The sequence below is a fragment of the Mesorhizobium neociceri genome (genome assembly GCF_013520985.1).
In the GTDB taxonomy this organism is placed as follows: Bacteria; Pseudomonadota; Alphaproteobacteria; order Rhizobiales; family Rhizobiaceae; genus Mesorhizobium; species Mesorhizobium neociceri.
Genome location: NZ_JACDTY010000023.1, coordinates 38,448 through 65,438 on the forward strand (window position 1 = coordinate 38,448; position 26,991 = coordinate 65,438).

At 59.3% G+C, this 26,991-nt stretch carries 31 protein-coding genes and 1 pseudogene; 16 read left to right on the forward strand and 16 right to left on the reverse strand.

Annotated features, from left to right (window positions below):
- Positions 1–3: 3 nt before the first annotated feature.
- Genes H0241_RS29985 through H0241_RS30000 form a run of 4 tightly spaced genes read right to left on the reverse strand, consistent with a single transcriptional unit; the run spans position 4 to position 3,137 of the window.
- Positions 4–1,269: a sensor histidine kinase gene (locus H0241_RS29985; RefSeq protein ID WP_181061382.1), complete on the reverse strand. Its 1,266-nt coding sequence runs from the start codon at positions 1,267–1,269 to the stop codon at positions 4–6.
- Positions 1,266–1,811, reverse strand: coding sequence for a hypothetical protein (locus H0241_RS29990; RefSeq protein WP_181061383.1), 546 nt, complete (start codon positions 1,809–1,811; stop codon positions 1,266–1,268). The genes H0241_RS29985 and H0241_RS29990 overlap by 4 nt, the downstream gene beginning before the upstream one ends.
- Positions 1,801–2,502, reverse strand: a complete 702-nt coding sequence (locus tag H0241_RS29995; protein ID WP_181061384.1) for an FkbM family methyltransferase — start codon at positions 2,500–2,502, stop codon at positions 1,801–1,803. The genes H0241_RS29990 and H0241_RS29995 overlap by 11 nt, the downstream gene beginning before the upstream one ends.
- A 5-nt stretch (positions 2,503–2,507) precedes the next feature.
- Positions 2,508–3,137: a response regulator transcription factor gene (locus H0241_RS30000; RefSeq protein ID WP_181061385.1), complete on the reverse strand. Its 630-nt coding sequence runs from the start codon at positions 3,135–3,137 to the stop codon at positions 2,508–2,510.
- Between the two features lie 141 nt (positions 3,138–3,278).
- On the opposite strand from H0241_RS30000, the gene H0241_RS30005 reads away from it, so the two are divergent.
- The gene (locus H0241_RS30005) at positions 3,279–3,623 is read left to right on the forward strand and encodes a hypothetical protein (RefSeq protein ID WP_181061386.1); all 345 of its coding nucleotides are present in this window, start codon (positions 3,279–3,281) and stop codon (positions 3,621–3,623) included.
- On the opposite strand, the gene H0241_RS30010 is transcribed toward H0241_RS30005, so the two are convergent.
- From H0241_RS30010 to H0241_RS30020, 3 genes are read right to left on the reverse strand one after another with little or no spacing between them, the layout of a single operon-like run.
- Positions 3,620–3,784, reverse strand: a complete 165-nt coding sequence (locus H0241_RS30010; protein ID WP_181061387.1) for a hypothetical protein — start codon at positions 3,782–3,784, stop codon at positions 3,620–3,622. The two genes, H0241_RS30005 and H0241_RS30010, sit on opposite strands and share 4 nt — an antisense overlap.
- Positions 3,781–4,329 (reverse strand): thermonuclease family protein, encoded by a 549-nt coding sequence (locus H0241_RS30015; protein ID WP_181061388.1) that lies wholly within the window; start codon positions 4,327–4,329, stop codon positions 3,781–3,783. Before H0241_RS30015 ends, H0241_RS30010 begins: the two co-directional genes overlap by 4 nt.
- On the reverse strand, positions 4,326–4,928 hold the full coding sequence (locus H0241_RS30020; RefSeq protein ID WP_181061389.1) for a hypothetical protein: 603 nt from the start codon (positions 4,926–4,928) through the stop codon (positions 4,326–4,328). Before H0241_RS30020 ends, H0241_RS30015 begins: the two co-directional genes overlap by 4 nt.
- A 133-nt stretch (positions 4,929–5,061) precedes the next feature.
- Here H0241_RS30020 and H0241_RS30025 point away from each other — a divergent pair, with 133 nt between their 5' ends.
- From H0241_RS30025 to H0241_RS30045, 5 genes are all read left to right on the forward strand, one after another.
- Positions 5,062–5,670, forward strand: coding sequence for a lytic transglycosylase domain-containing protein (locus tag H0241_RS30025; protein ID WP_181061390.1), 609 nt, complete (start codon positions 5,062–5,064; stop codon positions 5,668–5,670).
- A gap of 12 nt (positions 5,671–5,682) precedes the next feature.
- Positions 5,683–5,997, forward strand: a complete 315-nt coding sequence (locus H0241_RS30030) for a TrbC/VirB2 family protein (RefSeq protein ID WP_023720448.1) — start codon at positions 5,683–5,685, stop codon at positions 5,995–5,997.
- Positions 5,998–6,000: 3 nt separating this feature from the next.
- Positions 6,001–6,294, forward strand: coding sequence for a type IV secretion system protein VirB3 (locus H0241_RS30035; protein WP_023720449.1), 294 nt, complete (start codon positions 6,001–6,003; stop codon positions 6,292–6,294).
- On the forward strand, positions 6,189–8,048 hold the full coding sequence (locus H0241_RS30040) for a VirB4 family type IV secretion/conjugal transfer ATPase (protein ID WP_210285129.1): 1,860 nt from the start codon (positions 6,189–6,191) through the stop codon (positions 8,046–8,048). Before H0241_RS30035 ends, H0241_RS30040 begins: the two co-directional genes overlap by 106 nt.
- 75 nt (positions 8,049–8,123) lie before the next feature.
- Positions 8,124–8,345 (forward strand): hypothetical protein, encoded by a 222-nt coding sequence (locus H0241_RS30045; protein WP_111543961.1) that lies wholly within the window; start codon positions 8,124–8,126, stop codon positions 8,343–8,345.
- Between the two features lie 475 nt (positions 8,346–8,820).
- Here the strand turns inward: H0241_RS30045 and H0241_RS30050 are convergent, their stop codons facing one another.
- The 5 genes and pseudogenes from H0241_RS30050 to H0241_RS30070 form a co-directional block, all read right to left on the reverse strand.
- On the reverse strand, positions 8,821–9,033 hold the full coding sequence (locus H0241_RS30050; RefSeq protein WP_181061392.1) for a cold-shock protein: 213 nt from the start codon (positions 9,031–9,033) through the stop codon (positions 8,821–8,823).
- Positions 9,034–9,369: 336 nt separating this feature from the next.
- Positions 9,370–10,575: a plasmid replication protein RepC gene (gene repC / locus H0241_RS30055; protein WP_181061393.1), complete on the reverse strand. Its 1,206-nt coding sequence runs from the start codon at positions 10,573–10,575 to the stop codon at positions 9,370–9,372.
- Between the two features lie 154 nt (positions 10,576–10,729).
- On the reverse strand, positions 10,730–11,758 hold the full coding sequence (gene repB, locus H0241_RS30060; protein WP_181061394.1) for a plasmid partitioning protein RepB: 1,029 nt from the start codon (positions 11,756–11,758) through the stop codon (positions 10,730–10,732).
- Complete coding sequence (repA, locus tag H0241_RS30065) at positions 11,755–12,936, reverse strand: plasmid partitioning protein RepA (RefSeq protein WP_181061395.1); 1,182 nt, start codon at positions 12,934–12,936, stop codon at positions 11,755–11,757. The genes repB and repA overlap by 4 nt, the downstream gene beginning before the upstream one ends.
- Before the next feature lie 1,031 nt (positions 12,937–13,967).
- Positions 13,968–14,902: pseudogene (locus H0241_RS30070) on the reverse strand (tyrosine-type recombinase/integrase); the annotation flags it as partial.
- Positions 14,903–15,023: 121 nt separating this feature from the next.
- Here H0241_RS30070 and H0241_RS30075 point away from each other — a divergent pair.
- A complete protein-coding gene (locus H0241_RS30075) occupies positions 15,024–15,413 on the forward strand; it encodes an antitoxin Xre/MbcA/ParS toxin-binding domain-containing protein (RefSeq protein ID WP_407941787.1) in 390 nt (129 codons plus the stop codon).
- Positions 15,410–15,928: an RES family NAD+ phosphorylase gene (locus tag H0241_RS30080; RefSeq protein WP_181061396.1), complete on the forward strand. Its 519-nt coding sequence runs from the start codon at positions 15,410–15,412 to the stop codon at positions 15,926–15,928. The genes H0241_RS30075 and H0241_RS30080 overlap by 4 nt, the downstream gene beginning before the upstream one ends.
- A 38-nt stretch (positions 15,929–15,966) precedes the next feature.
- Here the strand turns inward: H0241_RS30080 and H0241_RS30085 are convergent, their stop codons facing one another.
- The gene (locus H0241_RS30085) at positions 15,967–17,097 is read right to left on the reverse strand and encodes a site-specific integrase (RefSeq protein ID WP_181061397.1); all 1,131 of its coding nucleotides are present in this window, start codon (positions 17,095–17,097) and stop codon (positions 15,967–15,969) included.
- A 213-nt stretch (positions 17,098–17,310) separates the two neighbouring features.
- Here H0241_RS30085 and H0241_RS30090 point away from each other — a divergent pair, with 213 nt between their 5' ends.
- The 4 genes from H0241_RS30090 (at position 17,311) to scpB (ending at position 20,169) form a co-directional block, all read left to right on the forward strand.
- Entirely contained in the window at positions 17,311–17,607 is a 297-nt protein-coding gene (locus H0241_RS30090) for a hypothetical protein (RefSeq protein WP_181061398.1), read from the forward strand.
- Entirely contained in the window at positions 17,597–18,190 is a 594-nt protein-coding gene (locus H0241_RS30095) for a type II toxin-antitoxin system VapC family toxin (protein ID WP_181061399.1), read from the forward strand. Before H0241_RS30090 ends, H0241_RS30095 begins: the two co-directional genes overlap by 11 nt.
- Before the next feature lie 246 nt (positions 18,191–18,436).
- Positions 18,437–19,462 carry a DUF1403 family protein gene (locus tag H0241_RS30100; protein ID WP_181061429.1) on the forward strand — a complete coding sequence of 342 codons (1,026 nt, stop codon included), beginning with the start codon at positions 18,437–18,439 and terminating at the stop codon, positions 19,460–19,462.
- Positions 19,463–19,467: 5 nt separating this feature from the next.
- On the forward strand, positions 19,468–20,169 hold the full coding sequence (gene scpB / locus H0241_RS30105) for an SMC-Scp complex subunit ScpB (RefSeq protein ID WP_181061400.1): 702 nt from the start codon (positions 19,468–19,470) through the stop codon (positions 20,167–20,169).
- A gap of 76 nt (positions 20,170–20,245) precedes the next feature.
- Here the strand turns inward: scpB and H0241_RS30110 are convergent, their stop codons facing one another.
- Together H0241_RS30110 and H0241_RS35870 are read right to left on the reverse strand one after the other, a co-directional pair.
- Positions 20,246–20,542 carry a hypothetical protein gene (locus H0241_RS30110; protein ID WP_181061401.1) on the reverse strand — a complete coding sequence of 99 codons (297 nt, stop codon included), beginning with the start codon at positions 20,540–20,542 and terminating at the stop codon, positions 20,246–20,248.
- A gap of 541 nt (positions 20,543–21,083) precedes the next feature.
- Positions 21,084–21,437, reverse strand: coding sequence for a hypothetical protein (locus tag H0241_RS35870; protein ID WP_235984554.1), 354 nt, complete (start codon positions 21,435–21,437; stop codon positions 21,084–21,086).
- Positions 21,438–21,592: 155 nt separating this feature from the next.
- On the opposite strand from H0241_RS35870, the gene H0241_RS30120 reads away from it, so the two are divergent.
- The 3 genes from H0241_RS30120 to H0241_RS30130 are packed head-to-tail and all read left to right on the forward strand — an operon-like array spanning position 21,593 to position 25,510.
- Entirely contained in the window at positions 21,593–22,210 is a 618-nt protein-coding gene (locus H0241_RS30120; protein ID WP_181061402.1) for a (2Fe-2S)-binding protein, read from the forward strand.
- A 1-nt stretch (position 22,211) separates the two neighbouring features.
- A complete protein-coding gene (locus H0241_RS30125; protein ID WP_181061403.1) occupies positions 22,212–23,234 on the forward strand; it encodes an FAD binding domain-containing protein in 1,023 nt (340 codons plus the stop codon).
- Positions 23,231–25,510, forward strand: coding sequence for a xanthine dehydrogenase family protein molybdopterin-binding subunit (locus tag H0241_RS30130; RefSeq protein ID WP_181061404.1), 2,280 nt, complete (start codon positions 23,231–23,233; stop codon positions 25,508–25,510). Before H0241_RS30125 ends, H0241_RS30130 begins: the two co-directional genes overlap by 4 nt.
- Before the next feature lie 308 nt (positions 25,511–25,818).
- Here H0241_RS30130 and H0241_RS30135 read toward each other — a convergent pair whose 3' ends face one another.
- On the reverse strand, positions 25,819–26,100 hold the full coding sequence (locus tag H0241_RS30135; protein WP_235984555.1) for a DUF6894 family protein: 282 nt from the start codon (positions 26,098–26,100) through the stop codon (positions 25,819–25,821).
- A gap of 167 nt (positions 26,101–26,267) precedes the next feature.
- On the opposite strand from H0241_RS30135, the gene H0241_RS30140 reads away from it, so the two are divergent.
- Positions 26,268–26,987: a Crp/Fnr family transcriptional regulator gene (locus H0241_RS30140; protein WP_181061405.1), complete on the forward strand. Its 720-nt coding sequence runs from the start codon at positions 26,268–26,270 to the stop codon at positions 26,985–26,987.
- The last annotated feature ends 4 nt before the right edge of the window (positions 26,988–26,991 follow it).

A 26,991-nucleotide genomic window follows, 5' to 3' on the forward strand; every position in this document is an offset into this window, starting at 1 on the left:
TACTCATTTCAGAGCTGCGGTGGAACGCACAGGAATCCTGACCTGTACGGTTGTACCGACACCTTGGGCGCTATGGATGACGAGCTTTCCGTTCAGCGTCGAGACCATCTGGGAACATGCGGTCAGTCCAAGGCCAGTATGATTTCCAGCTCGCGTTGAAAAGAAAGGGGTAGTTGCCTTTGCAACAATTGCAGGTGGCATGCCCGCGCCCTTGTCGACCACTTCTAGCACGAGATAACTGCGCGGGAGGAATGGTTGTCGTTTGAGTGTCGCGGAGATGAGTACTCGTGCGTTTCTGGCGCCGGAAAACGCGGCTAGAGCGTTTTCGATCAGCTCATTGACCACCAGCCGGAAGGGAGCCGCCGGTACGGGGTGCAGACGCGCTTTAGTATCGACCAGAACTTGCACCAAATTGCTGCGATCGCGCGTGAGATCCTCAAGCAGTTGGCCGAGCGCCACGGTGCTGGAATCTTGTGGTGCATAGGCGATCTGGAGCACGCTGTTGGTGATCGATTCCAGTTCGTTGGCAGCACCGCGCGCAGCGTCAAGCATTTCAACACTAGGCTGCTTGTCTGGTTGTGCGTGCTCAAGGAAAAGACGCAAGGCTGTAACACGCGACCGGGTCATATGCGCAAACAGCGACGCGAACGAGCGCATATGCTGGTCACGGCGATTGGCTGAGGAATAGCGCTGATGGATAACGAGATAGAAGGTGGCACCGAGTCCAAGCGCTATGGCGAAAATGAACCAGTTGCGCGAGGCCGCAATGTCGATGCTGGCGGTCTGCTGCAACGTGGCGCTGTGATCAACGGTTGAGCTGGAGATCTCGTAAATTGACTGTTCAAGCTTTGCCATGTCGGCAATGGCTTGTGTGTAGTTTTTGCGCGCCGACACAAGGGGGGCGATTTTCTGCTCGAGGGTCAGGCGAACCCCGCCCAGGAGTTCGGCGTCACGGTTGGGAAAAAAACGGTTCAGATAGGGCAGGTTTTCCAGCTGGGCGACGTTGACGCTCACCAGCGCCATTTGCCGATCGATGTCCGCATCAAGCTTGCCCGTCGCGTCGGCAATGCGAAGATAGCCATAGACCCGTATAAGGCGCTCGCGAATCTGTGCGGCGCGCCACTGAATCTCGAAGGTCTGATTGAGGATGGCATCCGTCTCCTGACGGTAGCGGTTCGATTGAATAAATGTCCACGCACTCAGGCCAAGGGCTGCAGCCATACCGAGATATGGCAGAACAGCGAGCAGACGGCCGTTGTAGAACTTCATTGCGTGGCGCGCAGGATGACTGGGAAAAACACCCAGATCGAGTTTCTTGCGGGAACGTAGGAAGCGGGCAACTGGTCGAAGGGCCAAACAATGAAGATGGGCCCTTTCTCCACCATGCTGATCGGGCGGAACTCCTGGCCCGACGGGCAGAGCGAGCTGGCCTTGTCGGTCTCGTTGCAACGGCGCTCGACTGCCAGGATCGGATTATAAGACCGGATTTCGTCAATACGAATATCGGAAACGAAGTTGTCAAAGGCGACGACTTTCACCTCCTGCGCGACGGTTACTCCGGCCTTGGCAAGCACGTTTGCAAGCAGTGGCCCACGATATTCGATTTTCTCGTTGTCGCCCGTCCAGGGGGTTCGCGTGTCATAGGTCTGTTGCGGAAACTCTGCCCGCAGCTGCTTTACCGAAAAGACCGCGACAGTCTTTCCGCTGGCCTCTTGGACCGACACTTGGTTGGGATCGAGGGGAATTTCCTCAGCGGCGCTGGCGAGCGGGAGGACCAAGGTGAATATGACGGCGAGAGCATTACGCAACATCTTCGACATCCTCGTATTCGCGGGGTCCATCGTTCTTGGCGAAGAGCACGCATGGCCCTCGGGAGCCCCGCGGATCGTAGGCAAATCCCTTTTCTGCCAGCGCAAGCGTGATGTTGCGGATGCCGTCAAGGCCATAGAGATGGTCGTGCAGCTCAAGAAAGATGCGCTCGACGCCTGGCAACTCGGCATCCTGCAGAAGCTCTTTCTCACTACCTTCAATGTCCATGACGAGGGCATTTATTCGATGATCGGTGATGAAACGATCAATATTGGCCGAGACGATCGAAAGTTCGCGCTCGTAGGGTCCCTGGTCTTTGTCCGTGGAAGACATCCAAAGGTCGCGGCGAACGTAGAAGGTGAAGGATCGCGGCGGACCTGCTGTGAGGAGACCTTGGGAATATTTGACATTGTCGAGATCGTTGGCCGCTATCACACGCTTGGCTAGTTCCGCTGTTGCGGGATTTGCTTCAAAAGCCCACACCTGAACGTCGGGGATTTTCGCGATCAGTGCGGTGATGATGCCGATGCCGGACCCCAGCTCCAGTACGCGATCGCGCGCCTTGACCGCCCTGAAGATCCACTTCGCTTCCTTTGCTTCATAGCTCTGGCTTTGAAGCGCTCGCCAGATGACCGGCGAAACATCCTGCGGTTCGACGGGAACCTTGATCCCATGTACGGTTAGAGAGGCCATCGCGATCACAGTCCCTGTGGAAGAGGATGGCCTTGCCGCATGAGCTTGGCGCGAGCTTGCTTGTAGTATTTTTCGGCCGAGCCGGCATCGATGGCGAGCCGGTCGGCCATGAGCGAAAAGATCTCCTTGCGTTTCACGCCGGGTGCGCGGTGCGCCATCATGTCGATGGCCTCCTGTTCGCGCGGTGTGAGGACGGAAAAGCGGTAATCGGGCTTGGTCATGACAGCCCGCGACAGGCGCAAGGAGAATCCCTTTGTGGAAATGTCGTCCAGTACGTCGCTGAACACGCCGGGCGCAAGGCCGGTCTTGCCGAGATAGGCGGCGGCGCCGATTCGCCGGAAACCATCTGCCTCGGAGCGGTTATCGGAACCGGTGACGACAATATGGATGGCACTGGGTGAAGCCTCGATGATCCTATCGACGACAGCGACGCGATCGCCTTGTGAGGTGGGATCAAAACCGGGCAAGCCAGGATCGATCACGACAATGTCGAAATGGTTGTTTTGAAGTTCTACGGTCGCGATGTTCAGCGTTTCGGCGCCCAGAACGACGCATTCTTCGAAGCTTGCTTGCACTTCGTTCATCAGTGCCAGACGCATAAGCGTCTGGTCTTCGACCACCAGGGCACGAAACATCAGAAGCCAATCCTTCTACGCAGGCGCCCCCCGCCCCCTGTCTTTCAGAATTGGTCGCTTCAAAATAGGGATGGTGCCATCCCTATTTTTCCTCGCCTCCACGCTATCTGTGTCTGACCGATGTAAGCCAGGAGCAACACGATGCCTATTCAACTGGTCTGCAGCAACCGACAGATGGAAGCGGCAGAAGGCGTCGCGAAACTGATTGCGAAACATCGTCAGAGCGTCGCCGAGCTTGAAAGTCTCGGCAAGCAAGCGATGGAGGCCGAGGGGAAGGATGCGGTTCTGCTGGGTCAAAAGCTGGACGCGATTATAGCGGAAGAGGCCGCGGTGCGAAGGCGTGCTGCCATTGCTCCAGTAGCCACGATCGCGGAAATGAAAATGAAGGCTGCTTACTTTCAACGGCTGACGGCTCATGGCTGGTGCGAGATTGACGTCGACGATTTGCGCGCGTTGCTCGGTTCTTTCACGAAACTGCAGTCCTAGGAGAAGAGTGCTGAAATCCATGCAGCCACGGTGTTCCAGGCCGCATACAGCCCTGCAGGCACCAAGATGATCGCCAAGAACGCCGCAGCTCCGCCAATAGCGCCGTCACCGCGTCCTTCCACGGGATAGTAATATTTGTGCGCCTCATCGTCGTGCTTCATTGTTGTCTCTCCGACCGCTTATTTAGCAGCAGCTGAACAGGATGCTGAAACGTCGTGCCCCACAAACCCGTGCGTTTCATCTTAGCGTTGATTTCTGCGACGAGGTAGTTCTCATTGACGGCTTTGCCTTTTGCTGTCGTTGCGGCAAACGCGTATCCGGTCGCTATGAGCGCGGTGCCGACGTCGATTGTTTCGCCATTCAGCTGCGCACCGCACACGACAAAGGCCGCCTTGTCGAGGGCGTAGCCGATTGGCTGGCATGTCACCGCCGCGCTATCGAACAGCGCAGCAAGGTGCGCCAGCGAGATGTTCCCGCAATCGAGTTTGTTCCCATTTGGCTGTTCAGCCGACGTGCCGCGAAGACATGACTGCACGCCATAGAGGCGGAAAAGGCGGTCTCCGTCGCGCCAGGTATCTCCGGTCAGAAGTTGAGCCGATTTCGATACCGCGAAGGGCGTTGGGACTGCTGAACCGGTGGCATCCTGCGCCTGTGCCGATGCGAACACGGCAAATGTGGCCATCACTGCAAAGCGCGCCTGTTTCATTCCTGGAACTGTCCACCGAGGTCGGCAGAGTGCTCCAGATCGGGGCGCAGCGACTTGCCGTCCTTGTTGCGTCCGATCGCGGCCATATGGAAAAAAATCATTTCGTCATCGTCGTAGGCGACGTTGTACGGGTCGTTTGTATTGCCCGCACCCACGAGAGAAAAACACGACACGGCGTCGGGTTTCCCCTTCCTGCTCTGCAGCACAAGGGTTTTGCAAAGCACGACAGAAGCACGATCGTTGTAGATTCCTTCTTCATAGTCCTGCGCGGCCTTCGTGCAGTCCCACTCCTGCGTCTTGTAGGTAATCTTTGGTTTTGGGCAGGCTGCGAGGCCGCGCAGTCGATAGGCCACGCCGTTGATGACGCGCTCGGTCGCCGACGGCACCCTAACCGGCGAGCTGAGGGCGGCCGTGTCGCGCTGAAAGAGCGCGCCTTTGGCATCGTAGCGCTCATAGACGAATACCTTCTCGCCTGGCTTGGCAAACTGAAGCAGGTACCGCTCCGACGGCTGCGCGAAGGCATTTGGGGCGTCGGCGCCGGCGGCATAAGCCACGGCACCTTGGAGCAGCAAAACCGTGCAAAGGGCAGTCTGTTTCATTCGAAATCCGTCTCTGCGATGCATAGGGTATTGACACTTTACTAGGGCTTCGTGTAGCCATAGTAAAGTGTTAAATTTTGGCGACAGTATGAACACTCGAACAGCTCTTCTGCTTACTCTGTGTGCCGCTACAATGCCCTTGGAAGCGCACGGCCGGGATCTGGCATCAGACCGCGTCGTAGTCGCCTTTGCAACGCCGGCACAAGCCCTTCCATCAGTCGGGGCGCAGAGGCCTGGGGCGTGCAAGACCGGAAACCGTACTGAAGTCGCCGAAGTTGTGCGTTCAATCGCGCAGGACGAAGGCTTCGACGCCGATCTGGCCGAGGCGATTGCGTGGGCTGAAAGCGATCTCGGCGCCAATCAGGGTCCGTCCAAGGCCGGAGCCCTTGGGATCATGCAGTTGATGCCGGGGACGGCGGCCGATCTCGGCGTGAGCGACCGTTGCGATACGCAGTTGAATGTTCGGGCGGGCCTGCGCTATCTGAAGTCCCTCTATGACGAGTTCCAGGATCCGCTGCTGATGCTGGCGGCGTACAACGCCGGGCCCAACAGCGTCTACAAGGCGCAAGGGATTCCGGTGGCTCCGGAGACCGCGGAATACATCGTGAAGATACTCAACCGCTGGAAGTTCGGCGATGTCGTGAAGAAGTCCGCCCTGACCAAATCCGAAATGCTCGCGGCTGCTCCGGCAGCAAGCGAGGACGCTTGGCAGGACGGTCATGTCATGGATTTCGGCAACTGAAAGGAGCCAAGGGTGGAATACAGGAAAGCGGGCAAATTTGCGCTGAAACTGGCCTTGGCCTCGGCGGTCGGAATAGCTCTCGCGCCAGCCACTGCGTACGCCCAGTCGGCGGCACCAGTCGAAAATGTGCTGGAATGGTTCGTCGGCGTTCTGCAGGGCAACATAGCGCGCTCATTCGCCATCATCGCAGTTTGTTTTCTCGGCTTCCTCGCCATGACGGGCCGGCTGGCGTGGATGATGGCTTTTTCCATCATCATTGGCATCGCTCTGATCTTCGGCGCTGCCCAGCTGGTGGATGCGGTTCGCGCGACCGCCGGAGGCAGCTGAGACATGGACGACGAGGAGGTCTATGTCGAGCCGGTCAGCCTGCCACTGACACGCCCGCCGATGAAATGGGGGGTGCGCTACGAGGTTTTCGCACTGAATGGCATCCTGGCGGTGATCGGTTTTATCGCCACGAGCAGCTTCATGCTCGGTCTTGGCGTGTTCGGCGTGGTGCATCTGGTTAGCGCATATCTGTGCCAGCGCGACCCCTATATGTTTCATATTTTCGAGCGGCGGGTCTCCAAACGCGGAGCGGTGGCGAACCTTACTTTTTGGGGCGCGAGGAGCTATTCGCCATGAGGCTCGATGCCGACCTGAAATTTGGCCGTGAGCGCCGCCGCGAAAAACCCGCTGCGATGCACATCCCCTACCTTCGCCATGTCGATGACAATCTGATCGTGACGAAGAGCGGTTTTCTGGTCGGCGCCATCCAGCTCAGCGGCCTGCCCTTCCAGACGATGGACCAGGCCGAGTTGAACAGCCGCATGTTCAACCGCAACACGACGTTCCGCAACCTGTCGACCTCTCGATTTGCGGTCTACACAACGATCATTCGCCGCCATGTGACGCCCGAGATCGAAGGCGACTTTGACAATCCTTTCGTGGCCGAGCTCGACGCCCGCTACATGGATGAGCTTGGGTCGAAAAACCTTTTCGTCAACGAGGCGTATCTGACGGTCATACGCCGCCCGATGGTCGGCCGTGTGGGCTGGGTGGACAAGGCGCTTAATGCATTCCGCATCAGCACCGCAGGCGAGGAAACCCGCGAAGAGGCAATAGTCGAGCTGCATGACATCCTCGACGGGATGGTCAAGGATTTCACCGCTTATGGGGGGCGTCTTCTCGGTGTCGTGAAGCGCCGCGACAGTTTCTTTTCCGAGCCCGCCGAATTTCTGGCGAAAATCCTCGCCGGCGGCGTCGACGTGGAAATGCCTTTGCCGCGCATGTCCCTTGGCGAAGTGCTGGCGACGCGGCAGCTGTTTTTCGGCAAGTCGGCGTTGGAACTGCGCGGGCCGGACGCAGCCAAGCTCGGCGCCGTGGTGTCGATCAAGGAATACCCGCCGTTCACCGCTCCGGGCTCATTGGACGGTCTCTTGCGCCTGCCACATGAGTTTGTCCTGACGCAGAGCTTCGCGATCGAAGACCGTGTCACGGCGATGCGCAGGATTAATACCATCGCCAACCAGGTCGAGGGTTCCGACGAGGCGGGCACGACGGTCGAGGTCTCCGTCCACGACGGCGCCGACAAGCTGGCCGGCGGCGAAGTCGTTTTCGGACAACATCACATGAGCGTCATGGCATTGGCATCGGACATGAATGGCCTCAACCGCGCGCTATCCGACATCACGGCGGAGCTCTCGCGCATGTCGATCGTGCCGGTCCGCGAGACCCTGAACACGGAGCTCGCCTTCTGGGCGCAACTGCCGGGAAATTTCAGTTACATCGCCCGACGTGCTTTAATCTCGTCGCTCAATTTCGCCGGTCTTTTTTCAGGACACAATTTCCCCTCGGGCCAACGCGAGAGACTGCATTGGAAACGCCCTGTCGCTTTGCTCGAAACGACCAGCCAGACGGCCTACTACTTCAATTTCCACGTTCACGATGTCGGGCACTTCACGGTGTTCGGCCCGACCGGCTCGGGCAAGACCGTGGTGCTGTCGTTCCTGATGGCGCAAGCCATGCGCATCATGCCGCGGCCCCGATGTGTTTATTTCGACTATATGCGCGGCGCTGAAATTTTTGTCCGGGCGCTGGGCGGTCGCTATGAGGTGATGGAGCCTTCTCAGCCGACCGGGTTCGCGCCATTGCAGCTTGAGGACACGGCGGAAAATCGTTCTTTCCTGGAAGATCTGCTCATCTACATTCTGACACCGGAAGGCGGCGCGCTCGACGTGGCGGAGATCCTGCTGCGGAGTTTCCCTCATCAGACGAACAAGCGAAAACTGGCCATGGATGCATGTCTTCAGGTTCTGCGTGGTGAAGCTCAGCCGCCGGTAGCGAGACGGGCCTTCGTTGTAGCGGCGTTAGAAGCGAAAATCCTACGCAGCGACTGAGGTCGAAGCGGAACAGCGCGCCTCTCGACAACGGGCAGGTAGACCGGCAATATTTACCTCGATCGGAGATGGCATATGCGAAATTTGCCGAGCGACATCGATGCTGACGTTGTGATCGAAGTCAGTCGGCTTATCGATGATGCCGAGGATCTCTTGCCTTTGCCGGTGCACGAACTGGTCAAGCGGATTCGTACGATACTGCAGACCCGCCTTTCCGACCAAGCTATCGAAGAACTGGTGGTCGAGATGGCATCGACACGCGGGTTGCCCATGGTCTTCGACAAGCCTGCAGAATAGTCAATTCTTCCACATCTCTTGTGAAAATATCGGCAAAAGCAGGCGGCGAATTGCCATTGTCCTTCGAATGACCGGAGAGAATGGCAGGCCGAGAAACGGCCTTAGGTCAGTCTTCGCCAGCCGGGCTCGCGAATATAACCCATCGGCTTAACCGCTCTGACCTTCACCGATGAAGTGGCAACGCGATACTGCCCAATTCTGGCTGCGAGATCGCGCAATCACCGCCGGGCCTCGTCACCTCAGTTTACCCGTTTCTCGCGCGCAAGAAAAAGGCCGGACCAAGGCCCGGCCAGGTATGAAGGTTAAAACCTCCAGAGGGGAACGCGCCGGACGAATGGGAGGAAACATCCGACGCAACGCGCATATGGGTCAGCAAAGGTGACACTTCAACAACATGCCGGTAGGCCACCAGACCTGTCCTCTTGGTGCACTGAAGCTTGCGTGCTTGATGCGATTGCCAATTTGAGTGCCTGGTTCAGCCAGCCTTGCTCAGGTTGCCGGCAGACGATTTACCGGTCCGCCGATCCTGTTCTATCTCGTAGGTGACCTTCTGGCCGTCAGCAAGCGTCGATAGGCCAGCGCGCTCGACAGCAGAAATATGGACAAACACGTCCTGTCCACCACCGTCGGGCTGAATGAAGCCAAAGCCCTTGGTCGCGTTGAACCACTTTACCGTTCCAGTCGCCATAAAGGTGTTTCCTTGCCGTAAGTGTCTACATGTACGCTTGGCTGACTGCACTGGTCGCAGCTGTTTCAGATAGATGCAGCAAATGGCCCTCATGGCAAGTCTTTGGCCTGTTTAACGACCTTTTGGCACCAAGCGGCGGACCGCTGACGCCACCTCGAGCATTGATCCAATGCCAGCATCGTATGATTGGGAACAGGACTTACGGAACACTGCCCTGCCCTTGTGCATTTTCGGTCAGATTGCGCGGACAACCACCGGTCGGCGAAACCAAAGATTCACAAGGCCGCATTGGCTTTGAGCTAGGCGCAAAGCGACAAGCTGCGGGATTGGCGATCGTCATCCCGTCATCTTCGCCGTCGCGCCGTTCGCCTTGAGCGCCGCCATCAACATAGGCCCGACAGAGAACTGCCCTGCCGTCGCCTTTTCGGTCAGTACCCGCAAATAGCCGCCGGCCGAGTTGATGTGCTGTGCCCTTTGCAGGATGCAGGCAATCACGATCGCCGCGATCTCCTGGCCCATCACATGGCAAGCCTCCTCATACGCAGAGGGCGAAACGCCCAGATATCCACGCACCTGGGCCGCGGTTATCATCAGATCGCGCCAATTGCCGATCCCGTCGACGGCATAATCCGCAATTTCGGGGCAGGCTTTCAGCACCAGCCCCAGCGGATAGGCTTTCGGGGGCTCTGCGATCTTCGTCCTTGGCTCGGCCGTCGCCCCGCCTTTCTCTAAAGCAGGTTCAAATTCAAAAATAGAGTCGGTATTTGAATCAGATTGCTGCCGCTCGTTTTGAGAGTCATTGCCGCTTGGATACGTGGATTTCATATGACTTTCCAGCAGCTTATCCACTTCGTCGTGTAATGCGGCCATATCCGCCACGATCGGTTCGAGCTCGGCAATGCAGGCTCGGCGCGGAATTGCCTCTACTACGCCGCGGAAGCGCTTCCACAGGCCTCCCCAGTCGCCTGGAACATCTTCGTCAACAGCCGCCTCGATCAGCTTGTGGATGTCACGGCGGTGCAAGGTGATCCGCTCGCGCATCAGCCTGAGCGCCCTGTTGTCGGCGCGAACACGCTCGGCCGCCGCCTCGAACTCGTGAGCGCGGGCCAGCAGCGGCGCCAGGGAGAAGCCAAATGCTTCCTCGATCTCCCCTCCTCTGCCCTTGCGCGCGTAGCGCTTGCCGTTCGGACTATCCCGACGGATGATCAGCCCGCAGTCAACAAGAGCCGCCAGGTGTCGTCTGACTGTGGGCTCGGGCATTCCGTGCGCCCTGAGCGTCAGCTGTGCGTTCGAGGGAAAGACGATGAGGTCATTTTCCTCACCCAATTCGCTATCAGGATAGAATGATAGCAACGCATTCAGGACGGCCAGCGCACGATCGCCGATGCCGACGATGCTCTTGCCCTCGCAGAGGTTGCGGTAGATCTGCCACTTGTCGACGACCCTGCCCTTGGGGATTTCACGTGAATCGTTTTGCGCTGCCAGCATGGCAAGCGACATCGGCCGCCGCCCAAAGGGCGTCGTTGCAATACCCGTCTCCATTTTCTTTCACCCTCTATCAGGCAAAAGAAATCCGCTCGCCAAAACGACGCCAATGACTCTTGACAGTGATTCGTGGAGATGCGATTCTCAGAGTGCTTAGTTCAGAGAGAGGCTTCCACGGCTTGCCGTTTGGGGGCCTTTTTCTTTTGCGGTTTCAGACTCCTTGTTTCATGGTGGACTTCCGAAAGGCCTCAAACAGGTCGTCCAGTTGTCCGGCGATAAACGCTGCGAAACGCGATCCTTCAGCCTCTCCCACCGCAATCATGGTAGTTTTTCCGTTGTCTTTGAGGCTGACGCTGACTGTTTTGTCTGGAGCAGCCCAGGATTTCAGAGCAATCTTGGGCTTTGATGGCTTGGCCGGACCCGCAGGTTCTTTGATCGCATTATGATCCAATGGTAGCGTCTCAAGCAGAATAATGAATCTCTCGTCGGACGTTGCCTCACGAAATTTGTTTTTGCGAATAAAGGCTTTTGCGAGTGAGCCGTCGACTGAATAGCGGTTCGAGAATTCTTGCCATCGTCCTCGACCAATCCCGGGAGCTTTACCAATCGATTGCAGTATCTCCTTGTCGACCGAGGAGGCGATTTTGATCATCTCGGAGACATGCGATTTTCCTGTCGACAACGAAGCGCAGATGGTGTCCCGTTTATACCCCGCTTCCTGCTGTGCAAGCGCAAAAGCGCACTTTTCAATGTATGAAAGGTCCTCTCGAGCGGTGTTTTCTTCGCCTTGGAAAATGACTGCTTGTTCATCAGTTAACTCGCGGACGGCCGCTTTGAATCCGATCCCAAGCTGCTTAGCTGCGGCAAGTCGTCTGCGACCATAGACGATTTGAAACTCGCCATCCTTGCCTTGTACTGGCCGAACCAATCCAGGCACAATTTGACCGCGCTCCCGCATGGATTCTGTGATCTCAGCAATGGCGGAAATTTCGTAGGCGTCATCATATCGATCGGTGATAGATGACGGCCGTATTTTGTCGGGATCGAGTTCAATGATCTGTTCGCCTGACTTCAGTAACTTGTCGGCGATATCGCTACGCTCTTGCATTTGGCGAACACCAGCCGCCACCTTCATCAGGTGCGGCGACGACGTGCGGCGGCTAACGCCCTCCTCCGTATTCTCTTCCCCGAGTTGCCCCAAAACAGCAGCAAACATGCCCTTAGAATCTTTACGGCTCACTGTTCACGCCTCCATGCCATTGTGATGAGGCTTTCTATTTCCGCGTTCGCGGCGTTGATCGATTCGATTGCACGATCATAAGTTTTAGGTGCCGAGAACCTCGATCGTTGCACTTCATAGAGGCTCTGCTTCCACGTAAGAGCGTCCGCAACCGCAGTGGATTTGGAGACCGAATTCAGAAGTAAATCCTCGCCAAACACTTGGCGCATTAGGGCCTGCATGTTGGCTTGCGGGTGGTCGTTGGCCTCAAACTTTGTGATGAGGAATTTGGCGAAATCCCAACGTGCGCCTGCACCAGCCTCATCCAGGATTTGCATATAAGATGCGGCCAGCTCCAAAAACTTCCCTGTGGAGTCGACATCGAGCATATGCGCTGGAACTGGGATTAGGACACCGGTAGCGGCAGTGAGTGACGAAAGCGTCAGGAAATTGAGTGACGGCGCACAGTCGAGAAGAACGATATCGTAGCTGTCGACGATCTGTTCGAGGGCCTGTGACACTCGAAGCAGGAAACTGGTTCCTCCGCTCTTGCGCATTTCAAGGGTAACGGCCGTTTCGAATTCTGTCAGCTCAAGACCGGCGCAGATGACATCGAATCCGATGATATGCGTCTGATGAATGATCTTTTCCGTTGGCACCGGATCATCAAACCGAATCGCCGAGTAAAGGGTGTCACCTTCTCGGTAGTCAAATCCCGGTAACGCTCCTTGCAGACTTGTTAACGACGCTTGGGGATCCATATCGACTGCGAGAACGCGATATCCTCGTAGTGCCAACCAATGACCCAAGTGAATAGTGGTCGCTGTCTTGGACGATCCGCCTTTGAAGTTCGTGATCGCGATGATCTGGCAATCCTCGCCTTTAACACGACGAGGATTGATCCATTTCTTCCGTGCCTTTTCCGCCAGGTGCATCCGCAGGTCCAGTACCTGCTCCACAGAATATAGGCGCTTTCCGGTGGCCGTTGTCTCTGGCTCGGGTCCCTGCCCTTTTAAGGAGACCTGTCGTATGTAAGCTTCGGTCACTCCCAGCAATGCTGCCACTTCAGTCGAAGTGAATTTGCGCATCGAGCGAACCGCGTCAGGAGGATACTGAGCCAGCGAAAGATTGTTGAGTGCCTTCTCGAGTTTCGTCGAGAAGGTATTCATGAACTGAAGGCTGCTTAGATGCCGCGTCACCCAGATTCTCCTCTTGCACCCAGCGCCTATTGATAGCGACTGTGGTTAACAAGCTGTTAACGCCACGCCAACTACGCCAACTTTTCGAATTACGCGGTTTCTCCGTTACTGGGGTTATGCCCGATTCGGAGAAGTCGAGCAAATGGACATAAGGCAGTTCCCAGATGGGAACTTTCGCTATCGCTGGCTCCACTATTCCGTCAAAATTGCGCATCAGGTGTTGAAAAATATAGCTATGAAGGTGGTCACGCAGCATGGGCGCACGGGCGAGTCCGTTGACGCTTTGTTCTGGTGGATAGTCGACGTCGGTGTGCCGGTTGGCTCTAGCTTCCGCGTGCGGCGGCAAGCGACCTACAAAGGCGCGGGCAGCTTTCGGCGCCTGGAGAGACGCCCCACATTGGTGCGGCGTCGAAATTCCCCTTGGTGACGGCAGGCACGGTTACTCGCGCAGTCCCTAGGGAGGTATCACATCCTTCGCGTCGGAGACGATCGGATGTGTTTGTGATGCAGCCAGGTCACGACCCTTCCGATGTCGCTTCGGTAATCGCGCCTACCAGGCTGGCAAGTTAGACGCCCCACGGCCCCCTTCCCTGCAACAAGGCATTCCGCGCCAAGTGGTTCTCGAGAATGGCAGCTCAACGACTAGGATTCGTCTTAGGCAGCCCACGCGAGTTGACAGCAATCAGCCACCGCTTGACACGTGGGCGTCCTGTCACGCGCTCCCCCCTCCAGTGCGCAGTCGATGAGGCAAGCAGGAGGTTGCAGCGGTCGCCAGGCGGCCTACCTCTGGGTCTAGTCCAGCTGTTGGCGAAGGATCCCGAGGACGCATCGAGAATGCAAACTTCTCGCATAACTCTTCGTCTCGCACTCACCACCCGTACTTTAAGTTCCCAGCTGGGAACAGGTCTTCAAGTTGGAGGGATGCACGACACCAAGAGACCCTGGACTCATCAACTTTGGGGAATGTGGTTCTCGGGCGCATTGCCGCATCCCGAGTCACCTGCGGCTGTGGGCGTACCGCACCCCACAAATCCTGACGCCATAGTTAGAACTCGAAACCGGTCACGCCGTCGCTGATACTTGCGTGTCATCTCGGCACTGGCGTGGCAGCTGCTTTTTGCACATAGCGCTCGTGACCTCGGCCGAGGACGCGCGCAGCGAATGGCCAGAAAACCTTTGGCCGCGCTCGCCTCGGGAAAGACCCCCACGCTCGCCGGCGGCCAAGGCGGCGCGTTTGACCAGCCGCGCCACCTCCTGATCGTTCAGCCGCTCAACTCCCACCGCCTTGCCCTGACCGGTGACGAAGCGGAAGAGGGAGCCATGCGCTATACGGGCCAGCTTCAGCCAGGTCTGCCAGGGCGACAACCGGGCAGCTGTCGGACGAGCCGCGACCAATTTCGACCTCGCGCTAGCCGGTCTTGCCCCGCAACCTAACAGCACGCCCATGTCTGGAAAGAATTCAATCCAGCCGCGACCGTCCTCGGTTTGATCACGCGCAATACCAGGCCGACGATTTCGGATCGGCGCAAGCCACCGACTAAGCCCAAAAGGCGCATGGCACGGTTCGCGCAGACCGCGCAGTGTGCCGCGGTCGAGCGTTTCCCAGCATGGCGAAAAGATCGTCGAGGAGGAGGGCTTCCCTTTGACGGGGGAGGCTGTTTGTTGCCGATGCCGGCGAGCGCGGTGGCGATATGCCGGTCCTTTGGGTCGAGCGGTTGACCGCGATGCGTAAAGCTCCAGGGTCAGCTACGACAGGCGGCGCTCGATGGTCGACACCGACTTGTTGCCCCTCTGCCGATCCCCAGGCCTGGGCCGTGATGTAGAGGCCGCCGATTTGTGGGTCTGGCGGCTGCGGATCAAACGACTGACGCCGGCAGCAGGCGCAAAAATCCTCCCAGTCGGCGGCATCGGCGCGACGGGTGTTTGCCGAACTTGCTGCCTCGACACAGTCGCGCGCACGGTCGGCTCAATCCGCGTACGTGCTAGGCGGCACTTCGAATTGGTTCGGTGCCGAGCTTGAAAGTTGCCCAGAACTGCCATATCTTTTGCACAAGAAATATGACTCTCAATATGGTAGGATGGATTCTGTGGCCCACGCACTCAAGATCCCCGAGCAGAATGGACCTCTCATCTTGTCCTATATGGACCGGAACGGGAAGATTGCGATCGAGCAGGTCGCGGACGGTTTTGGCATGTCCAAGGGCCAGTTGGCCCAGACCGCCGGTCTTGCGCGCGAGACCCTTTATCGGTCAGAGCGCAGCGCTGCGGTAAAGACACAGGGGCGTCTGCGGGAAATGCTCGAGATCATCAGCCGCGTTACGGATTGGGCGGGTGGCAAGGAGCAGGCGATGGCTTGGTATCGGGCTCAGCCGCTTCCAGCTTTTGGGGGACGCACCGCTGAGGCGCTGGTGAAGGACGGCAGGGCCGCTGCGGTCCGTGATTATCTCGATCACATGGCCGTTGGCGGGTTTGCGTGAGGTTCGTCAGAACCTGCTACCGGGCACACGATCCACGCTGGGCATTCAAGCCGACTTCCGGTGAAGGAGCGGCGATCAGAGGTGCGCGATTCAATCCCAAAGGTGTGCCGGCGCTCTATCTCGCGTTGACCCTTATGACGGCGATCAAGGAAGCCAATCAGGGCTTCGCGCAGCGGATCGATCCGTGCGTGCTTTGCTCCTATGAGATCGATTGTGACGACATCGCGGATCTGACAACGGAAGAGGGGAGGGCAGAGTTTTCTGTGACGCTCCAAGAGATGGCCTGCGCCTGGGCGACGGCTCTTAGCGACGGAGAGCGCCCGGCGTCCTGGTTTATCTACGACCGGCTGCGGCCTCGAAATATTGCCGGCATTGTGGTTCCGAGCTTTGCGCCGAGCGCCGAGATGGAGGATCGCAACCTGGTCCTTTGGGACTGGGGTCCGGATCTGCCGCACAAGGTAACTGTATTCGACCCGAGCGGCCGGTTGCCGAAGGACCAGCTATCCTGGCGATAACGCACGCTCGGCTCCGAAGGGCAGGGGAGTCTTTCGCCCTACAGGCCTGATGCTTTGGTGAGATTGACACGGAAACGATCGCGTCTGCGCTGATATCGGCGAGTCATTTCAGCCGAGGCATGGCCGAGCTGCTTTTGCACGTAGCGCTCATCAACCTCGGCAGAGGAAGCGAGGCCGGCGCGCAGTGAATGTCCGGAAAACTTCTGTCCCCGCTCTCCCTCGGAGAGATCGCCGCGCACGCCGGCGGCCAAGGCGGTGCGCTTGACCAACCTGGCAACCTCCTGATCGTTGAGCCGATCGACGCCGACCGTTTTACCCTGACCAGTAACACGGCGGAACAAGGGGCCATGCGCGATGCGGGCAAACCTCAGCCAGGTCTCGAGCGCGACAACCGGGCAAGTGGCGTCGGACGAACCGCGGCCGATCTCGACCTCGCGCCAGCCGGTCTTGCCGCGCAGTGTCACAAGAACACCTTTGTCGAGCACCTCGATCCAGCCGCGGCCATCCTCGGTTTGATCGCGGGCAAGATCGAGGCCGACGATTTCGGAGCGGCGCAAGCCGCCTGCGAAGCCCAAAAGCAGCATGGCGCGGTCACGCATGCCACGCAGCGTGCCGCGGTCGAGGGTCTCCAGCATGGCGACAAGATCGTCGCGCAGCACGGCCTCCTTCTGACGGGGCGGGGCGGCGTGCGTGTTGCGGATGCCGGCGAGCACGGTGGCGATATGACGGTCCTTCCGGTCAAGCGATTGGCCGCGCTGCGTGTAGTTCCAGGTCAGGGATGACAGGCGGCGCTCGATCGTCGCCACCGACCTTTTTTTGTCCCTTTCCGATCCCGAGGCCTGGGCGGTGATGTAGAAGCCGACAACTTGTGGATCTGGCGGCAGCGGATCGAACGACTGGCGCCGGCACCAGGCGCAAAAATGCTTCCAGTCGGCTGCGTAGGCGCGACGGGTGTTCGCCGAACTGGCTGCCTCGACATAATCGCGCGCACGGTCGGCGAGCTTTTCGAGATGTGTAGGCAACGATGTCCGTCGCGGGTCAAGGACCGGCGGGGGAGGGGAGGGGCCTTCATCCGGCCGCCCCATCTCCATGACGACGTCGACAATGTCCGGCAGGTCATCGGCGTCGATTGCGTCGGTGGACACCATCAAATTACAGGCATTGCCCATGAAGTCTCGTCCATTTTAATGTCGCAGCACTGCGATTCTTGGGCGCCAAGGTGCGGCCAAAGCGCGGAATTGTCCATCGCCGCAGCGTGACGGAATAGCCGCGAGATTTGCGTCGGGTCGGGTCCATATCCAGTGATGGCCTCTCAGAGGGTGGTCTCCTTGCTTTCATGTTCAACATTCATTATATTCCGTTCAACAGTAGGAGAATCTCGGATGACCATCCGTGGCGCAGCGGCAGCCGCAATCGAGGAGCGGATCGCCCACAACCGCAACCGCCTCGTGCTTGAGCAGGCGAGGGCGGTCGGCCTGCTTGGCGCGGCCAAGAACACACGCCTTTCGGGCAGGGTGCCATCGGAATTGATCGAGGCGGCAAAGAAGCGCGCCCATGTGACCTCCGACACCGAACTGCTTGAGCTCGCCTTGTCGCGGCTGGCCCTCGAGGATGATTTTGGCGCCCGGCTCGTCGGCCGCAAGGGCAGCATCTCCGCGGACATCGATCTTGGCATTTGATCTAGGCGGCGCACTGCGGTCCCTAAAACCACAGCGGCGGAGCGCTGGGCTGGAACGGCGACCAGATTCCGCCCTGTCCTGGGCAGGTGACCAGCCGCCTGTCGGCGGCGTATTGCTCCTCGACGCCAGCGTCTATCTGGATGTCCTGCAGGGACGTACGCCCGAAGCGGTCGATAACCTTCTGACGTATCGGCTCTGTCACCACTCGGCCGTCTGCCTTGCCGAGCTCAGCCACGTGTTCGGCCGGCTCGACCCGGCGCACCCGACGACGAAGTCGGTCCTGGGAGCCGTTGCGGATACGATCGAGGATATTCCGGCGCACCGGCTGCATGCACCCGACGCCACCGCTTGGGGACGCGCCGGCATGCTGGCCGGCCTGTTGTTCCGGCTGAGTCATCTGCCAAAAGGGGAGGGGCATGAACGCCGCTTCCTCAACGATGCGCTTATCTTTCACCAGGCCGGTATGCTCGGAGCGACGGTCCTGACCGGCAATGTTGGTGATTTCGATTACCTCAGCCAGCTTGTTCCCTCGGTGCGGGTGATCTTCTACCGGGCAGCGCCAGGTTTGCGCCCGCAGGCTTAAAAGCGTCAGTGGATGCACCAGCGCTATCGTTGCCGTTCCAGGAAAGACCGTTGCGCTGAGGGACGGTCCAGAGGGTCGCTGGGCGGGAATTTTGGGCCTCTTGCTCGACGAAAACGGCCATTTGTCCTTAGTAGCGCAATAACGAACGATAATGCAACATTATCGTTCGTTTGGCATGTGCGACAAGTGCGGCGGTTATGTGCAAATCCGGTTGTTAAAAGCGCCGCCACGATTCATCCTGTGTGGATGATTCTTCGACCCGAACTGTCCCTGCGCTACCACGGTACGCCGACTGGTGAAGCCAGCGTCGCTGCATCGAAAGCCGCCGTGCCTGCTTGGCTGCGTCGGGCGGTTCCCGATGCGCAAAGCCTTGCGGGAAAGAATGTTGAGGACATCGCGCTCGTCGCAGGCGCCGCCATTGGCGCGCTCGATGCGGTCGTGCGCCGGCAGGAGCGGTGGGCCGGGGCCTGGCGGCAGCGTCTGGCGCTTTCGGCCGCCGCGGTAACGGCCAAGCAGGCGGGCCGCGTCGAAGATGAAAATGCGCTGCGCGACGCCGTGCTGCTCACACGGCCGAGCGATTTTTTGTCCGTCGGCCCCGCCGGATCGATGCTGCTCGCCTGGCGCCGGCTGGCTGCCCGGCCCGCGGAGGATCTGCTGACGAAGAAAACCCTCGTCGCCGTGCTGGAAGAGTTCGGGTTTGCCCATGACGACGAGGTGGTCAGCGATCTCGTGGAGGACCTTCAGCAACTGGCCGCCGGCGACGGGACGATGAGAATAGTGACCGGCGCCATCGCGATCGCCGAGCGCCACGGTTTGGGGCGCGCCCTTGGAACCTGGCTCGCCGATGCGCTGCTCGCACAGCGGCTGGGCTGGGCACATGCGGTGCCGCTGTTGGGTTCAAAAGCAGCCTTGGGCACAAGCGCTCGCTCGCGTCGATCGGCAGCCGGCTCTCTGGCGACAAGCATTGAGACAGGTCCTGAGCGTGCGAAAGGCCTGCTTGCCGCGCAGGCGCGCGCCGCGTTGCGTGCCATCGATCTGTCCGCCGAGCTCGAGCGCCGCTCGGAGCGCTTGCTCGCGGTGGCGCCGAAGTTGCGTGCTCGGGCGTCGGATCTTGTCGTCGAAAGACTGTTGTCCGACGATGCGATTGTCGCGTCCGAGAAGTTCGGCGGTATGAGCGACCGCGGGCTGCGTCGGCTGTTCGATCGGCTGGTCGAGCTTGGCGCCGTGCGTGAACTGTCGGGCCGGCCGACGTTCCGCATCTACGGGTTGTGACGATAATGGCGGAGGCAGCGCACAGGCGAACGGGGAGCCGGTCAGATGACCGTCGATCAGCTGACCAGCTGTTTAACCGGGAACTGGATCACCTGCCGCCGGAGGCGCGCTGGCGCGAATGGATGCATCGCGTCGAGGCAACGATTTTTGCGGCCAGCGAACCGGTGACGCGCGAAACGCTCGCCCGCATCGTCGGGAAAGGCTGCAGCATCGATCTCTTGATTGACGACATCCGCGAGGAACTGCGCGGCCGGCCCTACGACCTTGTCGCCGTCGCCGGCGGCTGGAAGCATCTGACGCGGCCGGCCTATGCCGACGCCATCCGCGCCGCGGTCGGCAGCGATGAGAAGGCGGCCGAGCTGACGCAGTCGGACGTGCTGGTGCTGATGTGCATCGCCTATTTCCAGCCGATCACCCGCGCCGAGTTGTCGTCTTTCTTCGGCAAGGAGATCAGTCGCGATTTTATTGGTCATCTGCGCGGTGCCGGCCTGATAGCTTCGGGTCCGCGTAGCCCTGCCCCGGGTGCGCCCTACACCTACGTGACGACAAAAGAATTCCTGCTGGAGTTCGGGCTCGACACGCTGCGCGACCTGCCGGACTTCGAGGCGCTCGAGGACGCGGGACTGCTCTCGAAGGAGAAGTTGTTGGCTGGTGACATCCCGCTCGCGGTGGAAGCGACTTCGCTCGATGACGACGATATGGTGTGAGCCACATCATGTCCTGGCCGTTACCCAAATTCCGAAACCCGCTGATGAGCAGTCGTTCGAGCGTGCCTCTGTCGTGCTATGGCGAGGCTTGATCGGCGATCCCAACGTCCAGAGGAACGGCAGGCGCGGCCAGCGGCAAAATGGTGTCGATCTGTTTGGTGTACGCAATGGTGGTCCGGCACATCATGTCGGCATTCAGTGCAAGCTGAAGGGCGACAGACAAGTTCCCGAGCGCCTGACGTTGAAAATCCTGCAGGCCTTTCAAGCCAATCCGCACGAGACGGAGGCGAAATTGCTTGCCTACGTCCGTTCCCTTCACGCTGAACTCGGCCAAGCCGACCGTTGGAGATGGCCAGACCCAGGAAACGATCATTGCCTAATGCCAGGCCGCAATTGAATTGGCGATTGCAATTGCAAGAAGCCGATCAGCGCTCGCCCTGGGCGTCTCCTCCAGGAAAGTGCCGCCCTGCTTCCAGCGCGGTTGGCCAAGCTTTGTACGAAAGCGTACAATACTCCGATCGCCAGCAACTTAATGGGCGCTGACGCTTAGGAGCGACCATCGCACTCCTGCCCCAGACGGAGGCCGGGTGATAATGCAGCAATCAGGACAACCAGGTTTGAGCGAGCAAGCCATAGCCGTTCTCGTTCGTGAATCCGGAGCCTCAGAACAGCAGATCCGTGAAATCGTTGCTTTGGTCGGTTATGATCGGGCGTCGATCCTCAGGGAAGCGCGGCTTGTGGCTCGGGCCAACACAACCCAAGTCGCCGACGGTTCATAGTTCGCGGAGTGCCCGGCGCTAGGGATTCCTGCGGATTGAATGTCGCTCGGATGCCACGCAGCCTTTCAGAGCAGAAAAGGTGTGACTTATGCAGCTGCGCGTTTTGGGCAATCATGGCATTTGACAGCGACACACCTATTCTGCCGCCAAGGCAACGTTGATTAGGGCCGACGCGTGATTGGTCTGCTGCGGCGCCAGCCCGACAGGGGCGGGGATGGAAATGGGAATGAACAGGAACGGCAGTTCGATCATCAGGCATATGCGGCAAACCCAAAGAAGCTGAAGCTGGCGTCGGTGACGGTTCCAGAGACCGAGCCAGCCGGTTTCGAAACTGGCTACGATCGCCAGGATCACGATGCCGACCAGCCCCGCGATGAAGATGATCCGACCCGGGCGCGTTCGCAGGATGATCTCACCTTGCCGCGCCTGTTCCGCTGAGAACACCGGCCCATCGTCTCGTCGATCATCGTTTTGCCGATCCTCGCTCATGATCGCCTCCTTCGATTTGATCCCCGGGAGCACAACCGGCGTCCGGCGCATGGAGTTCCGAATTGCATCGGCCTGCCGATCACAGACACGTGATGGAGGGAACTTTGCTCCCGGCGAATGGTTCGACCCAAAGATCAGCCAGCCGGGAGCAAGCCATGTCCGATGCCAAAAATCATTCAGGCCTTAGCCGACGGATGTTCATGACCGGCACCGTGTCGGCGGCAGCGGCAGCACCGCTCCTGGCCAAATCGACGGAGGCTGCCGAGCCGTCGCCTGCCAGATCCGCCGAGCCGAGAGAGCTGTCGGCAGTGTCGATGCGCATCAACAGGCAGGCCTACAATCTGGCGCTCGACAATCGTACGAGTCTGCTCGACGCGCTACGCGACCACATTGGCCTGACCGGCACCAAGAAGGGCTGCGATCACGGCCAGTGCGGCGCGTGCACCGTGCTCGTCGACGGCAAGCGGGTGCTGTCATGCCTGACGTTCGCAGTCATGGCTCAGGGCCGCGAGATTACTACGATCGAAGGCCTCGCATCGAAGGATGGTGGTCTGCATCCAATGCAGCAGGCCTTCATCGACCACGATGCCTTCCAGTGCGGGTACTGCACGCCCGGCCAGATCATGTCGGCGATAGGCTGCGTCAACGAGGGCCATGCCGGATCGCAGGACAGCATTCGCGAATATATGAGCGGCAATCTTTGCCGCTGCGCCGCGTATCCGAACATCGTCGACGCCATCGTCCAGGCACGCGACGAAACAAGAAAGGTCTGACATGCGCCCCTTCACCTATGAAAGACCTAAAAACGTTCCCGCCGCGCTTGCGCTGGCTTCAAAGTTTGCCGCGAAAGACGATCCGCCGACCGAGGCCGATGCGCAATTCATTGCCGGTGGCACGAACCTAGCCGACTACATGAAACTCGGCGTTGCGCGGCCCGAACGTTTGCTGGACCTCAACGGTCTTTCCGAAGCTTCGCTCAGGCAGATCAAGATAACCGACAAGAGTATCCGCTTCGGCGCCCTCGTTCGCATGGGTGAGGCAGCTGACCGCGAAGAAATACGAAGCGGCTGTCCGGTTATCGCCCAAAGCCTGCAACTGGCTGCCAGCGGCCAGTTGCGCAACATGGCCAGCCTGGGCGGCAATGTTTTGCAACGCACGCGCTGCGAATATTTTCGCGAGACGTCCTGGCCCTGCAACAAGCGCAAGCCCGGCTCTGGCTGTTCGGCAATGAACGGGTTCAATCGCCAGCATGCCGTGCTGGGCACAAGCGATGCCTGCATCGCCACCTATCATGGCGATTTCGCGCAGGCGCTCATCGCGCTCGACGCTACCGTCGAGATTGAAGGCCGACGAGGTAGGCGCACGCTTGCCTTTGCCAAGTTGCATCAGCTTCCGGGAAAAACGCCCAATATCGAGACGAACCTTGCAGCCGACGAGATCATCACCGCCATAGAGGTGCCGCTGGGGCCCTGGAGCAGTCGCTCGCGCTATCTGAAGATACGCGACCGCGAATCCTATGCCTTTGCGCTTGCCTCCGCGGCGGTCGCGCTGGACATGGACGGCGACACGGTAAGGGAAGCGCGCATTGCGCTTGGCGGTGTGGCCACCGTGCCATGGCGCGCCGGCGCCGCGGAAGACGTGCTCAAGGGCAAAGTGCTCGACGAAGCCACTGCAAACAGGGCGGCGGAGGCCGCGTTCGCCGACGCCAGGCCGCTTGCCTTCAACGGCTTCAAGATAGAGCTCGGCAAATCCACCTTGACGCGCGCGTTGCTCGAAACCCGGGATATGAAGTCATGAACCAGGCCGCACCCACTCCCAAGGACAATCAGGGCGATCCCGTCGTGCGCATCGATGGCCGTTTGAAGGTCACCGGACAGGCAAGCTATCCCGCCGACATCGCCACGGCGAACGTCGCCTATGGCGTGCTCGCCACCAGCACCATCGCCCGGGGAAAGGTTTCAAAACTCAATATCGAAGATGCCAAGGCGGTGACCGGCGTGCTGGATATCGTCACCTATGGCGACATGGACAACATCGGCAAACCGAAATTCGGCAACACGTCGGCAAGCTCCATCGCGCCGTTGCACGACAGGACGATTTTCCATGACGGCCAGATCGTTGCTCTTGTCGTCGCCGAGACGTTCGAGGCGGCCGAAGAAGCTGCCATGTTGATCCACGCCGACTATGAGGACGAGCAGCCGAGCGCCGGCTTCGAGTCTAAAGGCACGAAGACGGAAGCTGCGGCGGGCAAGAATCCGATGCTCAAGGAGGACCCCAAGGCAGGCGACTTCGATGCCGCTTGGGCAAATGCAGCGGTGAAGATCGACGAAAAATACTCGACGCCGACCCAGCATCACAACCCGATCGAACTGTTCTCGACCACGGCGATATGGCAGGGCGATCAGCTGACGATCCACGAGCCGTCCCAGAACGTGACTGGCTGGAAGGTGGAGCTCGCGCGGCAACTGAAGCTCGATCCGGCCAATGTGCGGATCATAAGTCCCTACATTGGTGGAGCCTTCGGTTCGAAGGGACCTATGACGGCGCGCACGGCGATCGTTGCGGTTGCGGCGCGTCGCATCGGCAGGCCGGTTCGTTGTGTGGTCAGCCGCATGCAGGCTTTCGGTACGCAGACCTATCGCGCCGAGACGAGGCATCGAATTCGCATGGGCGCCGGCAAGGACGGCCGTATCACGGCGTTCGGACATGAGGGTTGGGAGGTGACGTCACGCCCGGATCCTTATGTCGTCGGCGGCACATCCGCGACGGCGCGCATGTATGACTACGGCTCCGTGCTCACGCATGTCTCGATCGTCCATGCCGATCGCAACACGCCCGGCTACATGCGATCGCCACCGGAGACGCCTTACGTCTACGCGCTGGAGAACGCCATGGACGAGATGGCGGCAGCGCTTGGCATGGATCCTGTGGAGTTTCGCCGCATCAACGAGCCGGCCAAGGAAGTGATCGGCGGCAAGCCGTTTTCGAGCCGCTCGCTCATCAAATGCTACGATGAGGCTGCAGACGCCTTCGGCTGGTCGAAGCGCGATGCCAAGGTAGGTTCCATGCGCGAAGGCGACTGGCTGATCGGCATGGGCTGCGCGACGGCGATCTATCCGACCGCCGTCGCTCCCTGTGCGGCCAGGGTTCGCTTGACCAGCGATGGCGACGTCCGGGTTCAATGCGGCTCGCATGAAATCGGCACCGGCGTCCGCACCATAGCCGGCCAGATGGCAGCTGAATTGCTTGGGATTGCTATGGAAAAGGTCAGCGTCGAGATGGGCGACAGCGCTTTGCCGCCCGCACCCGTTTCGGGCGGCTCGATATCAACGGCCAGCGTCTGCTCGGCGGTGATGCAAGCCTGCGAAACTGTACGCCAGAAACTCTTTGCAGGAGCGGTCGGCAAGGACGGTCCCCTCTCTGGCTCCGGCAATGCAAAGCTGGATATGGCTGACGGAAAAGTCGGCGCCGAGACCGGAAAATCCGCGAAGCTGGCAGATGTTTTCAAGGCCATGCAGGTCGGCGCCATCGAGGAATATGCCGAATTCGCACCGAAGGGTTCATCGCCGGAAGCGCTCAAGAAGCTTTATGCCGGGCAGCCCGAATTCCATGGCGGTGAAGGCGACGAAGATTCGGTCAAATACGCCTTCGGCGCCGAGTTCGTCGAAGTGCGCATCAACAGCTACACGCGCGAGGTAAGGGTGCCACGCATCGTTGGCGCCTTTGCTGCCGGACGCATCATGAACACGCGCACCGCGCGCAGCCAGCTGATGGGCGGCATGATATGGGGTATTGGCCAAGCACTTCACGAGGCGACTGAAATCGATCAGCGCCACGCGCGCTATGTCAATCGCGACCTGCAGGACTATATCGTGCCGGTCAACGCCGACATCAAGCAAGTCGACGTGATCCTGGTGCCGGAGGTCGACCGTGAGGTCAATCCAGCTGGCGTCAAAGGGCTGGGTGAGCTTGGCAATGTCGGTACGGCTGCCGCGGTCGCCAGCGCGGTCTATCATGCCACCGGCAAGCGCATCCGGGACCTGCCGATTAGGATCGAAAACCTCCTGGCATGACTTCGTACTACGTCGAGAACATGTCAGAAAGCTTCTTGTCGTTTTGTGGAGATATGCACACGAAATGTGCAAGGGATGGCACACCCCGGGGTTGCCCTCTCAATTGCTTGCTGCGGCGTTCTTGTCGCCTTTGCCCGCAAGAAGGACCTTCTCGTTGAGGACACAATTCAGCCTTCGAACATCACTCGTACGTCAATCACGTCTAGTGCAGCAGGTTCGGGCGAGGGGGCGATCGGCGGGTCCGCCCTCCGCGGTAGATTGCGACTAAGTGGTGCCAGGGGGCGCATTTGTGCCGGCCCACTGTGTACCTATTTTGGCGCGACGAACGCCGATGCGCTCCAGCCGGTTGTCAAGATGAGGGATGCTTCAAACATCTGGGCTCCGTTGTCACTCCGGACCTTAACTGTGATTTTTACCAGGTCACGGTCAGGCATTTCATCGCGAGCAACATCGTGCAGGACACGCAAGGCCTCTGCTCGAGCGCGGTCGCGCGACTCGAAAAATTGGCCGTCCTCGTCGAGAACCTGGCCGTCGCTGTTATAGACGTCGAAGAAATATCGGTTCATTGAGAGATCACCGTCGCCCGTCATGTTCTAAATCTCCTCGATGAATCGAGGTTTCTTCGCTGCTGGCGTTTTGGTATAAAACACATCACAGGTGCCGGCGACCTCATTTGGAACTGGCGGACTTGCAGCTCCTCTCGCTTGATCCGCCAAGGCGGTTGGTGCCTCTTCGCCTATAAGCCTCGAGACGCGTGATGCTTGAATCTCTCTTTTTGCAGCTTGAACAACACGATGTTGTCTCAGATGCCGAACGGGCTTTATTAACCCAGACGATTTCAATCGGACGTGATTTCGCCATCGGCCAGGATCTGGTTTCTGCGGGATCCCGTCCGACCTATAGCACCCTGCTGGTCGAGGGACTGGCAGCGCGATATAAAGTGCTGGACGATGGGGGCCGACAATTTACGTCCCTCCAGGTGCCGGGGGATTTTGTCGACCTCCACGTTTTCCTGCTCAAAACCATGGACCATGGAATTATGGCCCTGTCGGCCTGTCGCGTGCTTTTTGCCGACCATAGTCGGCTGCGAAAGATCACGGAGACGGCGCCACATCTCACGCGACTTCTCTGGTTGGACACGCTAGTCGACGGGGCGATCCACCGGGAATGGATCGTCGCTATGGGGCGCCGATCGAAGATCTCTCATCTGGCCCATCTGATTTGCGAACTTTACGTTCGATTGAAGGTAGTGAATCGCACAACCGGCCTGAGTTTCCGTCTGCCGCTGACGCAGGCTGAACTCGCAGACGTGTTGGGACTGTCGGTCGTTCATATGAACCGCATAGTGGGCGAACTTCGTAAGCTCGGCGCGATCACCTGGGCCGATCACTCGTTGACGATCATCGACTGGGCGCGCCTGCAGGAGATCGCCGAATTCGATCCGACCTACCTCAGTATGATGCGAGATCCGCGCTAGCTGG